This window comes from Bacillus paramobilis, from assembly GCF_038096195.1.
In the GTDB taxonomy this organism is placed as follows: Bacteria; Bacillota; Bacilli; order Bacillales; family Bacillaceae_G; genus Bacillus_A; species Bacillus_A mobilis.
On sequence record NZ_CP151108.1, the window covers coordinates 5,089,135 to 5,103,659 of the forward strand.

At 34.9% G+C, this 14,525-nt stretch carries 13 protein-coding genes, 1 pseudogene and 2 riboswitches; of the genes and pseudogenes, 4 read left to right on the forward strand and 10 right to left on the reverse strand.

Annotated features, from left to right (window positions below; all coding sequences use genetic code 11):
• The first annotated feature begins 83 nt into the window (after positions 1–83).
• A riboswitch (SAM riboswitch) is annotated at positions 84–188 on the forward strand.
• A 132-nt stretch (positions 189–320) separates the two neighbouring features.
• On the forward strand, positions 321–1,961 hold the full coding sequence (locus AABL52_RS25960) for a peptide ABC transporter substrate-binding protein (RefSeq protein ID WP_000726439.1): 1,641 nt from the start codon (positions 321–323) through the stop codon (positions 1,959–1,961).
• A gap of 408 nt (positions 1,962–2,369) precedes the next feature.
• Positions 2,370–4,010, forward strand: coding sequence for a peptide ABC transporter substrate-binding protein (locus tag AABL52_RS25965; RefSeq protein ID WP_341518695.1), 1,641 nt, complete (start codon positions 2,370–2,372; stop codon positions 4,008–4,010).
• A gap of 47 nt (positions 4,011–4,057) precedes the next feature.
• On the opposite strand, the pseudogene AABL52_RS25970 reads toward AABL52_RS25965, so the two are convergent.
• From AABL52_RS25970 to AABL52_RS25980, 3 genes and pseudogenes are all read right to left on the reverse strand, one after another.
• A pseudogene (locus tag AABL52_RS25970) lies at positions 4,058–4,361 on the reverse strand (hypothetical protein).
• A gap of 35 nt (positions 4,362–4,396) precedes the next feature.
• Complete coding sequence (locus tag AABL52_RS25975; protein ID WP_341518696.1) at positions 4,397–4,588, reverse strand: hypothetical protein; 192 nt, start codon at positions 4,586–4,588, stop codon at positions 4,397–4,399.
• 18 nt (positions 4,589–4,606) lie between these two features.
• Positions 4,607–5,506, reverse strand: coding sequence for a helix-turn-helix transcriptional regulator (locus AABL52_RS25980; RefSeq protein ID WP_341518697.1), 900 nt, complete (start codon positions 5,504–5,506; stop codon positions 4,607–4,609).
• Positions 5,507–5,678: 172 nt separating this feature from the next.
• On the opposite strand from AABL52_RS25980, the gene AABL52_RS25985 reads away from it, so the two are divergent.
• Positions 5,679–6,146 (forward strand): YusW family protein, encoded by a 468-nt coding sequence (locus AABL52_RS25985; protein ID WP_001221556.1) that lies wholly within the window; start codon positions 5,679–5,681, stop codon positions 6,144–6,146.
• A 29-nt stretch (positions 6,147–6,175) separates the two neighbouring features.
• Here the strand turns inward: AABL52_RS25985 and AABL52_RS25990 are convergent, their stop codons facing one another.
• From AABL52_RS25990 to AABL52_RS26015, 6 genes are all read right to left on the reverse strand, one after another.
• Positions 6,176–7,765 (reverse strand): peptide ABC transporter substrate-binding protein, encoded by a 1,590-nt coding sequence (locus tag AABL52_RS25990; protein WP_120449343.1) that lies wholly within the window; start codon positions 7,763–7,765, stop codon positions 6,176–6,178.
• A 13-nt stretch (positions 7,766–7,778) separates the two neighbouring features.
• Positions 7,779–8,552 (reverse strand): ABC transporter ATP-binding protein, encoded by a 774-nt coding sequence (locus AABL52_RS25995; RefSeq protein WP_120449341.1) that lies wholly within the window; start codon positions 8,550–8,552, stop codon positions 7,779–7,781.
• Entirely contained in the window at positions 8,549–9,559 is a 1,011-nt protein-coding gene (locus tag AABL52_RS26000) for an ABC transporter ATP-binding protein (RefSeq protein ID WP_000531249.1), read from the reverse strand. The genes AABL52_RS25995 and AABL52_RS26000 overlap by 4 nt, the downstream gene beginning before the upstream one ends.
• The gene (locus tag AABL52_RS26005) at positions 9,516–10,520 is read right to left on the reverse strand and encodes an ABC transporter permease (RefSeq protein ID WP_000501547.1); all 1,005 of its coding nucleotides are present in this window, start codon (positions 10,518–10,520) and stop codon (positions 9,516–9,518) included. Before AABL52_RS26005 ends, AABL52_RS26000 begins: the two co-directional genes overlap by 44 nt.
• A 17-nt stretch (positions 10,521–10,537) precedes the next feature.
• Complete coding sequence (locus tag AABL52_RS26010) at positions 10,538–11,455, reverse strand: ABC transporter permease (protein ID WP_000289679.1); 918 nt, start codon at positions 11,453–11,455, stop codon at positions 10,538–10,540.
• 136 nt (positions 11,456–11,591) lie between these two features.
• Positions 11,592–11,697: riboswitch (SAM riboswitch) on the reverse strand.
• A 483-nt stretch (positions 11,698–12,180) separates the two neighbouring features.
• Positions 12,181–12,759 (reverse strand): hypothetical protein, encoded by a 579-nt coding sequence (locus tag AABL52_RS26015; RefSeq protein WP_033655960.1) that lies wholly within the window; start codon positions 12,757–12,759, stop codon positions 12,181–12,183.
• Between the two features lie 486 nt (positions 12,760–13,245).
• Between AABL52_RS26015 and AABL52_RS26020 the strand changes: the two genes are divergently transcribed.
• Positions 13,246–13,815: a hypothetical protein gene (locus AABL52_RS26020; protein ID WP_341518698.1), complete on the forward strand. Its 570-nt coding sequence runs from the start codon at positions 13,246–13,248 to the stop codon at positions 13,813–13,815.
• A gap of 125 nt (positions 13,816–13,940) precedes the next feature.
• Here AABL52_RS26020 and AABL52_RS26025 read toward each other — a convergent pair whose 3' ends face one another.
• The gene (locus AABL52_RS26025; protein ID WP_341518699.1) at positions 13,941–14,444 is read right to left on the reverse strand and encodes a hypothetical protein; all 504 of its coding nucleotides are present in this window, start codon (positions 14,442–14,444) and stop codon (positions 13,941–13,943) included.
• Positions 14,445–14,525 lie beyond the last annotated feature (81 nt).

The window sequence follows — 14,525 nt, forward strand, 5'->3', positions numbered from 1 at the left end:
TTGGTTGACACTTCATTATCCAAGGTGTAAGATTTTGAATTATCAAAGAAACACAAAAATTAATAAAGTTTATTCGTTTACTCATTGTATCAAGAGAGGTGGAGGGACTGGCCCTTTGAAACCTCGGCAACAGGTTCATTTTGAATACTGTGCCACTTCCTGCAAGCTTTGTGCTTGAAAGATAGAATGAGGGACTTCGTTTATATACGGGTGCATAACTTGTACGTAAAAATCCCTCTTTCTCAATATGAAAAGAGGGATTTTTTATTTTTCATTTCCCTCATCATCATCCAAACTTAATTATTTAGGAGGAAAATCAAATGAAAAAGAAGTTTGTACCCGGTATTGCGTCAGTTGTAGGAGTAAGTATTTTATTAACTGGTTGCGGTAGTTATAAAAACGAAGCAAGCGGAGCAAATGCAAAAGACGAGGCGCCTAGTAAACAGATTTTAAACTTATCTTCACCTACTGAAATACGAACAATGGATACAGCTCGTGCTACAGATACTGATTCTGGTCAAGTAATGAGAAACGTATTTGAAGGTTTGTATAATCTTGGTGAAGGTAACAAACCTGTCCCTGGTGTTGCAAAATCTCATGAAGTAAGTGGCGATAAAACGAAATACACATTCCATTTACGAGATTCAAAATGGTCAAACGGCACTCCTGTTACAGCGAAAGACTTTGTCTTTGCTTGGCAAAGAGCTGTTGATCCAGCAACAGCCTCTGAATATGCATTTCTATTCTTTGATATTAAAAATGCAACAAAAATTAACAACAAAGAACTTCCAGCCGATCAACTTGGTGTAAAAGCAATTGATGACCATACGTTTGAGGTGGAATTAGAACGTCCTGTTCCGTACTTTATAAGCTTAACAGCGTTCCCAACATTTCTACCAATTAACGAGGAATTCTTTAAAGCACAAGGTGATAAGTATGCTTTAGAAGACAATACAATCTTGTACAATGGAGCTTTTACACTAAGCGATTGGAAGCACGAACAAAGCTTTAAATTTAAGAAAAACCCTACCTATTGGGATAAAGATACTGTCAAACTGGAAGAAATCAATTTTAACGTCGTTAAAGAAAAATCTACAGAAGTAAATTTATTCGAGTCAAAACAATTAGACCGTATAAAACTAACATCTGACTTCGTTGATAAATATAAAAAAGATGCAAACTTTAAAGAACGTCCGAACGTAGGGGTACAGTTTCTACGTATGAATCAACAAAATAAAGTACTTCAAAACGTTTCTGCACGCCAAGCAATCGATCAAACAATCGATCGAAAATCCTTTGTAAATACGTTATTAAATGACGGCTCTACACCAACCTCTAGTCTCGTGCCGAAAAACTTTGCAAAAGGACCTGACGGAACAGACTTCCGTACTGCAAACGGCGATTTAACAAAGGTTGATACACAATCTGCACAAGAATTATGGAAAAAAGCTAAACAAGAGCTTGGATCTGAAAAAATAACGTTAGAACTATTAACAAGTGACGGTGACCTTGAGAAGAAAACTGGTGAATTCTTAAAAGGACAACTAGAAAAGAATTTAGATGGCTTAACAGTGACGATAAAACCGCAACCACGTAAACAACAAGTTTCACTTTTATTAAAAGGTGACTACGAAATTGGAATTGACGGCTGGAGCCCTGACTTTGCGGATCCAATTACATTCCTTGAGCTATTTACAACGAATAACCCTTATAACTTAGATCATTACTCTAATAAGGAGTTCGATGAAACAATAGCAAAAGTGAAAACAACTTTAGCCGGTGATGAAAAAGCTCGTTGGGAAGCACTACTAGCATCCGAGAAAATATTATTTAAAGACTCTGTGATCGCTCCTCTTTACCAAAAAGGCGAATCTTATTTAGAACGTTCTTATGTGAAAGGAATTGTGCAAGTAGACTTTGCAGGTCAATTAAACTTCAAATGGGCAAAAATTGAAAAATAAAGCGAAACTTTAATCAGTGAGGTTTTCTTCATTCCCCACTGATTATTACCTCATACCAATTATTCTTTTAGAAAAACATATTAAAAGTAGGTTCCCCAACACGAGGGAATCTACTTTTTTAATATATTATTCCAAGAAATTAACAATCTGTTTTTATTATTGACATATAGTTCTTTCCAGTGTTAATATTCTAAATAATCAAAGAAACGAAATATTTCACCATCAAAATATAATGTCTACTACGTTGAAACATATAACGACAGATTATAGTTCAACATGTATATACATATAGAACACCTGATTACCTACATACACATATCTATAATAGGTTTTCTCTTCTTCTATAGTTACACTTCAAGACATGGACATTATGACGTTACGAACAACACATATAGGGAGGAACGAACAATGAAGAAAAAAGTTATACCTGTTGTTGCATCTGTTTTAGGGGCAAGTCTATTACTAACTGCTTGCGGGGGAAATAAAGATAATGCAAGCGGAGCGAAAGCAAATGATAAAGCGCCTGATAAACAGGCAATTAACTTATCATTTGCTTCAGAAATTCCAACAATGGATGTTGCAAAAGCAACGGATGGGGAATCCATGAACGTAATGCGAAATGTTTTTGAAGGTTTATATGCAATGGGAGAAGATAATAAACCAATTCCTGGTGTTGCTGAGTCGGTTGACGTTAGTCCCGATAAAACAAAATATACATTCCACCTGCGTGATTCAAAATGGTCAAACGGTACTCCTGTTACAGCAAAGGACTTCGTCTTCGCTTGGCAACGTGCCGTAAATCCTGATACAGCAGCTGAATATGCGTTCTTATTCTTCGATATACAGAATGCGAAACAAATAAACCAAAAACAATTGCCAATTGATCAACTAGGGGTCAAAGCTCTTGATGATAAAACGTTAGAAGTACAACTAGACCGTCCTGTTCCCTACTTCTTAAGCTTAACGACATTCTCAACATTCTTACCAATTAATGAAGAGTACTTAAAATCTCAAGGCGATAAATATGGTTTAGAAACAAATCATTTAATTTACAACGGTGCTTTCACATTAGATAACTGGAAGCACGAGCAAAGCTTCCAATTGAAGAAAAACCCTACCTATTGGGATGCTAAAACTGTAAAATTAGAAGAAATCAACTTCAATGTCGTTAAAGATAAGTCTACAGAAGTTAACTTATATGATTCAGGACAAATTGATCGCGTTGCTTTAACTGCGGAGTTTGTCGATAAATATAAGAGCGATCCAAACTTCAAAGACCGTGCTGAAGTTGGCATTCAATTCTTACGACTCAATCAAAAAAATGAAACATTAAAAAATCAACATGCACGCCTTGCTATTAACGGAGCAATGAATAAAAAAGCATATGTAGAAACAATTTTAAATAACGGTGCTGTTCCAGCTGAAGGAATGATTCCTGCGAAATTCGCAAAGAGTCCGGAAGGTAACGACTTCCGTAAAGAAAACGGAAACCTAGTCAAAGATGATGTGAAAACAGCGAAAGAAAACTGGAAAAAAGCGAAACAAGAACTTGGTACTGACAAAGTAACAATCGAACTATTAACAAGTGATAATGCTTTAGCTAAAAAGACTGGTGAATATTTAAAAGGTGAACTAGAAAAGAATCTAGATGGATTAACAGTGACATTAAAACCACAACCACGTAAACAACAGTTAAAACTACTATTAAGTGGTGACTATGAAATCGGTATTGATGGCTGGGGCCCTGACTTCGCGGATCCAATTACATTCTTAGATTTATTTACAACAGATAGTGCTTATAACTTCGATAAATACTCTAACAAAGAGTATGATGAGCTAATCCATAAAGTGAAAACAGATTTAGCTGGCGATGAAAAAGCTCGCTTTGAAGCGATGAAGCAAGCTGAAAAAATCCTATTACAAGACGGCGCTGTCGCTCCTTTATACCAACAAGGTCGTTCTTATTTACAACGCTCTTTCATTAAAGGGCTTGTAACAACTGACTTCGGCGGTGAATTTAACTACAAGTGGACAGAAGTTGCAAAATAATAAGTATCAGTAAAAAAAGGTATCCAATTGAAGGATACCTTTTTACTTTATACTTCTTTAACTACAGAGCTTCTTCCCTTTACTATTCCTTTTATCAGTAATCATTGCTACCAATTGTGTAACGAATATAATGACTAATAATGAAATAATATTTTTCTCTAAACTAATCCCTCCGAATATTATTGTATAATAGCCATTTGCTGCATAGATTGCGGGAAATAATTCGCCGATTGTTTGATATGTTTTAGAAAGCATCTCATGTGGTACAATTACAACCGAACTTACAAGTTGGAGCGATAGTGAAATTATATTAAAGATCATACCTGCATTTCCGAAAACAGTTATGAACATTTGTGTTAATGAAATAAAGGCGAAGAAGACTATTTTTAATACTCCTCTTCCCCTTCTTTTTGCATCGAACTAAAACTCATCAGAAATATAAACATAAACATCAAATATGTTCGCCACGTCAAAGAAGGTACATGCCCTGACCAAAGATAGCTAATTAAATAGTTAATCCCCATAATACAAGACGATATTACTAAACTAATACTTATTAGTTTTACATATTTGAGCATATCTTTTCTCCTTATTTTTTATTTTTCTACTTCTTCAAATTGCAGATTCACCGGCTCTTCTAAGAGTGTTTCATAAAAATTTTCTGCCAAATCTGTTGAAGGAATTTTTTCATCCACTTCATCAAATCGAATACTATCTAGCCATACACAACCTTCTCCTGATAATAAAACACCAAATGCAATACCAAGCGCTCCTTCTTTTATATCTAATACAACCGAATACGATTGCCAGTTATTCGTATTTTTAATTGGGCGATTTTGCATGTTATCCATAGCGATCGGTTCTGTATCATTTCCATCTACTCGCATCCACAAGCCTGCCCAATCTCTTACGTTCTCACTCTTAACAAATGCTGTTAAACGTAATCTTTTACCTACATATTTATCCGCTCGAAACATTTGCATTAATGTTGAAAACCCTCCGTGCGTAACATTCTCTTTTGCTTGTATGTATGCAGATACTTTTCCTTGATGGGCAACTTCATAATCTAAACCCATCTCATATTCAGCAGGATGACTTCCACTTAAAATCCATCCTTTCGGTATACCTTTTTGCATCGAAACACCCTCTCTTTCTATATAAAATGACTGGAAGTACTTTCGATATTTCTTCGGTGGCAATTGAAACATTCTTTTAAAAGCTCTCGTAAATGCCTCTTGTGAGGAAAAGCCGTATTGCACTGCAATATCGATAACAGCCCTCTCTGTTGACACTAAAACCTGCGCAGCATGAGTTAACCTTCTCTTTCGAATATAATCCGTTACACTCATCCCAACATATCTTTGAAAAATACGATGAAAATGGTACATCGATACTGCACTGTGAGACGCCACTCTTTCTGTTGTAAGCTCCTCGTGTAAGTGACCTTCTATATATTCAATTGCTTGTTTTATCATCTCTTTATATTCTTCATGCATGTTAGTACCCCCTCACAACTCCAATTTACCATATACATACAAATCATTTTTGATTTAAATTGCGGATTATCCCTTGTGGCTATAGGATAATAATTTATTTTCAACTCATACATAATTACATGATTTTAGGAAAAACTTGTATAGAACGAATTTACATAAGGAGGAATTTATAATGAGAATTTTACTATCAGTTTTATTAGCTCTTATGCTAGTACCTGCATTAACAGGATGTAAAGCTCCTGCAAAAGAAGATACAACTTCTAATAAGAAAACTACTGAAGAAGCAAAAAATGAAGCTCCTGCTGATTTAAAACTTAACTTCAATGAATTTAGTTTAGATGCAGACTATCAAGATACGAAGAAAGACTACGAGGCTGATTATAAGAATGTAGCAGCTGATAAGAAAATGGAAGCAAAACTTGAAGACCACAAATCAAATGCAAAGTTTACAGGTGACGAGGCTATTACAAAATTAAGCCCACTTCTACAAGAATTAAAATTTGATAAAGATACGCCTGACCAAGAAGTAATCGATCAAGTAGTAAATGTGTTCAAACTTGATAAAGACTACCAAAAGTTTGATTTAGAAATTGTCTTCTCTGATGGAACGAAAAAAGAATATAAAAGAGAAATAAAATAAAGAAGTAGGCGGTTGCCTACTTCTTTATTTTATTTTTTAGCATATCGTAAGCTCGGTTGAGACCCTACGTAGTATTCTAATCCAGATACAGATGATTTTTGTAAATAAGAATCTGTCGGGAATACAAGTGGAATTAAAGGATACTCTGTAAACATAATATCTTCTGCTTGATGTAATAAGTCAAAGCGTTTATTTTCATCTTGTTCTAATTTTGCTTGATTAATTAAATTATCAAAGTCTTTATTAAACCATTTCGCATAGTTATTTGGACCATCACCTGCATAAATTTCCAATTGAGCAGCTGGATCTAATGTAGATCCTCCCCATCCCATATATGCAATTTGAAAGTCACTCTGTTTGTACATATCAATATAGCTTTTCCACTCTTTACCTTCTATTTTTACATCTACCCCAAGATTCTTCTTAAACATTTCTTGAAGTGTTTCAGCTATTTTTTTCTTATCCGAATATTTCACTGTTACTTCTGGAAGGGTAGTCCACCCTTCTTCCTTCATTCCTTCTTCTAATAGAGTCTTAGCTACTGCAGGATCATATTTAAAATAGTCACCTTTCTCTTTACGGAAGTCGCGACCACTTTCTGTTTTTGCTCCTTCTGGTACAAAGCCATATGCTTCTTTTGCATTATTCTTTAATATTTTCTCTACGATAAACTTACGATCTACAGCTAATGCAAAAGCTTTACGGATTTTCGCATTTGTAAATGGTGGTTTTTCTGAATTAAATGAGTAAATGTGAGTTGAGTAGTCTTGCATCTTTTTAAACTCTTTATTTTTTTGTTCCTTTTCAACTAAGTCTGTTGGTATATGAGATAGTAAATCTAATTCTCCAGATTTATATAATTGATACGCTGTTTTACCTTCAGGAATAATACGGAATTCGATTTCTTTTGATGCTACTTTTTTATCATGAAACTCTTTATTTTTTTCTAAAATAATCGCTTGATTATGCTTCCATTCTTTCAATGTAAAAGGACCGTTTGTAATTAATTCTTTGGGATCTACTTTTAGTTTACCTTTTTCATCAATAGATTTTTTATTAAGTGGAATATATAACGACTGAGATAACGTTCGTTTAATAGACGTTACTGGATGTTCAAATTGTAGCTTTAGAGTTACATCATCTACCGCTTGAATTCCTACTGCATCTTCTGCACCTTTCCCCGTATTAAACGCTTCCCCACCTTTAATGAAATATAGTTCTGTTGCATTCATAGAACCCGTTTTAGGATTTAATATTCTCTTCCAAGCGAATTCAAAGTCTTTTGCTGTTAATGGAGAACCATCAGACCATTTCAATCCTTTTTTCAAATAGAATGTATACTCTTTTCCATCTGCCCCAGCTTCCTCTTTCTCTACTAAGTCCTTTTCAAATTTCCCATCACTTGTTTGTCTATACAAAGTTGCAAATAAGTGCTCAATTACATAATTAGAATTATTGTCTGTTGAAATTGCTGAATCTAGTGTATAAGGATCACTACCAAGATTCGTTACAAAACGGTCTCCCTTACTAGCACTTGCTTTTGAAGTATCTTTCTTACCGCAAGCGACAGAAGTAATTGCTAATACGGCCATAATGACAAATAATAAAAACTTCTTCATCCTACATTCCCCTTTAACCTGAAATTTTTGGTGTTGATGCTAATAATGTTTTTGTATAAGAATGTTGTGGATTACGGAATACTTCATCCGTATTTCCAAATTCAACAAGTTCTCCTTTATATAAGACAGCCACTTTTTCACATAAATAGTGAACCATCGGTAAATCATGTGCGATAAATAAATATGTATAACCTTGTTCCTTTTGGATCTTTTGCAACAAATGTACAATCTGAATTTGTAGTGAAACATCTAATGCAGAAATTGGTTCATCAAGAATTAATACCTCGGGCTCACATAATAACGCCCTTGCAATAGCAATCCGTTGACGTTGTCCTCCGCTAAATTCGTGCGGGTAACGATCAATATATCGTCTATCTAATCCAACACGTTCTAGTGCATCACCTGCGACTTTATCTTTCAGCCTTTTATCACCTAAACCGAATGAAATATAGCCTTCTGTTACGCTATCGCGTACTTTCCAGCGCGGATTTAATGCAGCTGTTGAATCTTGAAAAATGAACTGTACTTTCTGCAAGAAATCCCGTTTATGAGTTGACTTCAACTTATGGACAACTTGACCGTTATAATCAATTTGACCAGACGTTGGGCTCTCAATCCCGGCTATGAGCTTACCAAGTGTTGTTTTTCCTGAACCACTTTCTCCAATAATGCCAAGCGTCGTTCCTTTCGGGATAGAAAGTGATATATCTTTTAGCGCTGCGATTTCTTTCTTTTTACTTCCATACGTTTTTGTTACTTGCTTTACCGTAATTAAATCTGTCGTCATGAGGCATTCACCTTCTCTTTTGATTTCGCTTGGTCGTGCTCTAGAACATGTTGCCAACAATGTGAACTGTGCTCCTCAGAATATGATGTTCTATCAGGGAAACGATGAATGCATTCTTGTATTGCTACTGGGCATCTATTTACAAATGGACACCCAAAGCTATTTAACGTTTCAATTGATGGTGTTGTTCCCTCAATGGCCCTAAGTACCTTTTCAGAATCATCCATATTCGGAATCGCTTGCAATAAACTTTTCGTATATGGGTGCTTCGGTGAACCTATTACTTCTTGTATCGTTCCTTTTTCAACAACACGTCCCCCGTACATCACAACTACTCGATCTGCTACTTCACGTACAAGTGCCAAATCATGGGTAATTAACAAAATACTCGTATGTTGTTTTTCTTTTCGCTCTTTTAATAACCCCATAATTTGTTTTTGAATCGTTACATCTAATGCAGTTGTAGGCTCATCTGCAATAACGAGCTTTGGGTGACAAGCAAATGCAATTGCTAAACAAATACGCTGCCTCATACCTCCGCTTAATTGATGCGGGTACTGTTCAAAACGTTTCTCTGCTTCATGTATCCCTAAATCATTTAATAAGTTAATTGCAATTTCTTTTGCCTCTTTCTTTGACTTCTTTTCGTGTTGCAAAATTACTTCTGTAATTTGTCTGCCCACCTTCATCGTAGGATTTAAAGAGGACAGAGGATCTTGAAAGATAAAGGAAATATCTTTCCCTCGAATTTGATTCCACTCTGATTCTTGTAAATTCGTTAATCCTTGAGATTCGAAAGAAATACTTCCATCATCGATATGAATAGACTCTTGATTTAGTCCGATAATGGATTGTGCTGTAACACTTTTCCCTGAACCACTTTCTCCTACAAGTGCCACGATTTCACCTTCGTTAATGGAAAAGGAAACATGCTTCACAATTGCTTGCTTACTATTCTCTTTTTCAACGGCTAACGTTACGTTTTCTAAAGATAAGAGCTGTCCCATGTTTTTTCTCCTTTCGATTTCGTTTTACAATCTTCGGATCAATTGCATCTTGCAAACCATCACCAATTGCATTAAATGCGAACATGATGAGCGCAATCATCAGCGACGGAAAGAAAAGTTGCCACCATTCCCCGCTTAATAATGTCCCGAGCGCATCATTTGTCATCGTCCCCCAGCTCGCTGCTGGTGATTGTACCCCTAGTCCGATAAAACTTAAAAATGATTCTGAGAAAATAGCTGCTGGAATTGTAAATGATAAATTTACGATAATAATGCCTGTTAAATTCGGAATGATATGTCCGTATATAATCTTCATATGCGATGTACCTAATCGTTCTGCTGCAATAACAAATTCTCTTTGCTTTAAAGATAAGATTTGTGCCCTAACGAGACGCGCCATGCCAATCCATCCGGTTAATGCAAGAGCAATAATAATTGTAAAAAGTCCTGGTTTCATAATGATTAGTAGTAAAATAACAATTAATAAATATGGAATACCGTATAATACTTCAATCCCTCGTACAATCCACTCATCAATCAACGTTCCCAGGCGATTACGTCCTCTCACATATCCACTAAAGCCCCCAATCAGTACACCAAGTCCTATATCAAGAACGGCCGCTATTAATCCAACTACTAATGAAATTTTCCCTCCAGCCCAAGTACGTGCCCAAATATCCCGACCTAAATCATCTGTTCCAAACCAATGCTCACTACTAGGAGGTAAATTTGTCGCCTCTTTTACTTGTTCACTCGCAGTAAAAGGAGTTAAACTTTCACCGATAAGAGAGAAAATAATAATGAGTAATAATGTCACCGTCCCTAGAACTGCGATTGGATTTGATACAAACTTACGAAACACTTCTTTTTTTCGGCTAATCGTTTGCTGCTCTTTATTTATCGTTAATTCTTTTTTCTCTTCATTCGTTAATAGCTGTTTATTGATTTCATAAGCTCCCATTTAAATATCCCCCCTCCTTATGTAATAGAACGAATACGCGGATCAACAATACGGTGAATAATATCTGTAATGAAAATACAAGAAATTAATAATGAACTATAGAAAATTGTTGTTCCCATAATGACTGGATAATCCCGGTTAAAAATACTATCCACAAAATATTTTCCAAGACCTGGAATCGCAAAAATCTTTTCAATAATGAACGTCCCTGTTAAAAGCCCAGCCATTAAAGGTCCAACAAATGTAAGTACTGGCACAATCGCATTTCGAAGAGCATGTCTTATAATGATTTTCTTAATTGGTATACCTTTCGCTCTCGCTAGCTTAATATAATCACTCTGCAAGACTTCAATCATATTAGAGCGAACAAACCTTGTAATTACTGCGATTGGCCCTAACGCCAATGCGAAGGATGGCAATACCGTATGTTCGAATGTGCCCCAAGACGCTACTGGCAAAAGTTCAAATTGAATTGCAAATACTTGTATAAATAATGGTGCTAAAATAAAACTTGGAATAGAAATACCGAGAATCGCAAGTAAGCTCACACTATAATCAATTACTTTCCCATGATATAGAGCTGCAAATGTACCTGCTGCAATTCCGACTAATAATGAAATAACAAGTGCTTGTAAACCAATAATCGCTGATGGACCAAATCCTGTTGTTATAATTTCTGATACGCCTTGCCCCGTCGATTGAACGGATTCACCAAAATCAAAATGAACTACACCGTCTAAATAAGCAACATATTGATTCCATAACGGTTCATCAAGGTGATACTTCGCTCTCATATTCTGCACAACTTCCGCCGGAAAGATCTTTGCATCCGATGAAAATGGATCCCCCGGAATGATGTGCATAATCAAAAATGTTACTGTTGTAATAATCCATAGTGTAAACACCATAACTGATAGTTTTTTAACAACATACACTCCAATAACCTCCTAAACTCATAAATTTACTTTGTTTTATTAACGTATCTTTCCCATTAATCCCTTTCCTCTTCTTAAAACACAAAAAGCCTTGATCTTAAAAAATAAGATCAAGGCTTAATAAACGAAGGCCCATCACTTATCTTTCAAGACTTGCTTGCTGGAATTAGCACGGTGTTCCTGTTACAGAACCCGCTGCTGAGGTGTCATAGGGCCAGTCCCTCTACCTCTCTGGATAAGTAAATTGCTATATTATTATTTGGTTCAAATTGTATATTTCGAATTATAATTCTGAAAAAATGAAAAGTCAATCAAATTGGATATATTTAGAAAAATCAGTTTTTAATAAGAGGTTTATCTAAATCGCGTTTTTTCACTTATACTTAACAGGAGTAGTACCAGCAAAACGCATAAAATATATATTAAGGAAAATATTCACAAATACCCTTAGCGTATGTTTTCCACGAAATGTTGGCGGGACCCCATACCCATCAAGCTAAGATTTTAGAATACCCCCCAAACGGAAATTTTATGTGTTTTATAGCACCGAAGTTCATTTTTATCGTTTTAGGGGCAACCTGTTCTGTTAAGTTGATACGATATGGTGGGCCCCTACTAGACCATAAAAAAACCATTCCAATATGAAATGGTTTTTTGTAACACTTATTCGCATTAATTACTTATTATAAAACTAATAAAAGAAAATATAATTGTATTTCAATTTCTTAATAATTACTTTTAAGATGACTATTATCTCGACCAAGTGCTTTTTTGACAGCATTATACATCTGCTTGTTTTTTCTTGTATGCAATTGGACTTCAGTACCATCGTGCCCAATAAGGTAGAATACAGGAGCTTTTTTCTCACTCGTATTATTAATACTCATATTCGTATTCCCGATTTTTGTTGAAGTTGTTATATAATCGCCAGTACCAAGGCCTTTATAACCATATTCCGCATAATTACTATGAGGAATATATATTATATCACCTTTCTTTGGAACGAAAATTAGCGCCTCTTTTGTTAACGTAAGACATCCCCATCCAAAATCTGAATGATGAAATACTTCTAGTGTCAATATACTGGTTTGATTATACTTATTACGAACAATTTCTTTACAGCTGTTTTTCCCTTTGTTATCCTGAATCACAAAATAAATAGGAATCCCAAACAAAGCAAGCAGATAAGAAAATGCTATGGCTTCGCTATTAATCATAGCTCCTATCAAAAATAACCCTACAGCTGACCCAACTGTAATAAAAAATCGTTTCGCAAAACGTGAAGTAAATGGATCCACTAACAAACACTCTCCTTTTTTTACCAATGATATGCTGATTTTATTTTATAAATTACTAAAACTTAATAAACAAATTAAAGATTTACATTTTTTTGTTTGTTCAAGGCCTATATATCGATTTCAAAAAAACATCTTGATAAAAAATGGTTTTAACTATATAGGATTCGTTAGGAAAATAATGTATAATCACAACGTTTATTATACTATAGGGGGCAAGGTATGTATATATTGAAAAATCGACAAAGATACTTATTATATTTTTTAATAAAGAAAAGACACCCTAAGGTGCCTTTCTCCGACTTGAACTACAATTTCACATTCCAATAAAAGGATGAAAATCTGATAATTCCCAATGATACACTTCATGAAGTTTACATTTATTTACAGGTTAATTGTACCCAAAAATGTATAGACAACCAGACTTATATTAAAATCCCATACATTTTAATATTTTGTTGTAGGGTAAAAAACATTAAAAAAGGTGGTTGCTACATGAAAACATTACACAAATTCAAATGGACTAAAGTGCTAGTAATGGCATTAGTAGCGGTATTGTGTTTTACAATTCCGTTACAAGAAAAAACAAAGGCTGCGGTTATTGACGAGGTTACAAAAGATGTTATTGAAAATGTTAGCGAGGAACAATTCAATAATGGATTTAATGCCGTTAAAGCAGGTCTTTCATTAGAAAATGGAATTTACAAGTTTAATAAAGAAAATCTAAATAATTCTAATCTTACACAAGAACAAGTAAAAGAATTAGAGATCTTTTTCACAACTCAATCACAAGAAGTTATGAAAGATATTTTTGAAGGTGTAAATAGTGAAGATGCTAAGGTAAATAAAAATGCTCTTTATATGTCAGCTACGCCAGAAGTACAACAAGCGGTAATTCCAGTATTAGTTGCTGCAGCTGCGGCTGTTGCTGCATTCGTGGGCGCAGCAATTGCCGCACAAATTATAGCAGATGTATATAAGTTAGTTGCTATTTCTTTTTGTCGTAAATGGCAAAAGTACAGCAAAGTTAAAACAGCTTGTAAAGATTTAGGATACTTAAAATAATGATGGATAAACCCACTTTAATCGTTATAGGAGTCCTTGTAGGCAGTTTAATATTGCTTGGTGCAGGTTGTGCCGTACTATTTAAATACTTTAGACAATAAAAAAATAACCTTGCACGCGCAAGGTTATTTTTTCGTTTCTGCTTGAAAACGTTTATAGTATGTCGATGCTGTTGCAAAGTTAATTTCTATATCGCGAATCAATGATGAATCTTCTTCTTTAGCTAACTTCTGTAATTTTTTCATCGCTTGTTCCGATTCATTCAAGAAACCAGCGTATACCTCATGTTCTTGCTCTTTCGACTTTGGAACACGAATTTCTTTACGTATATTATCGATATCTTCTAACATGCTCGTCGTTACCTTTTGCACATCTTCTTTATATGTAGCATTCGTTATTTCCTTACCGCCCTTTTCTTTTGCTACTTCAAATAACTGCAGTGCTTTATTAATTTCTTTATTCATTTTTATATCGTATTTTTCATGTACTGCAAGGTATTCTTTTATCTCTTCTGTTTGTTCAGTAGATTGCTCTACCCTTTCTTTCGGTTCTTTCGTATCTTTATTTCCATTACACCCTGCTAGAAGGAGCATACTTCCCATTACAGCAATACCCAAAACCTTCTTCATCTCTTCTTCTCCTTTTATCTACAGCTATTACTCATTATAGTTTCTTTTATCTCCACTTGTTATTATACCGAGAACACCCTA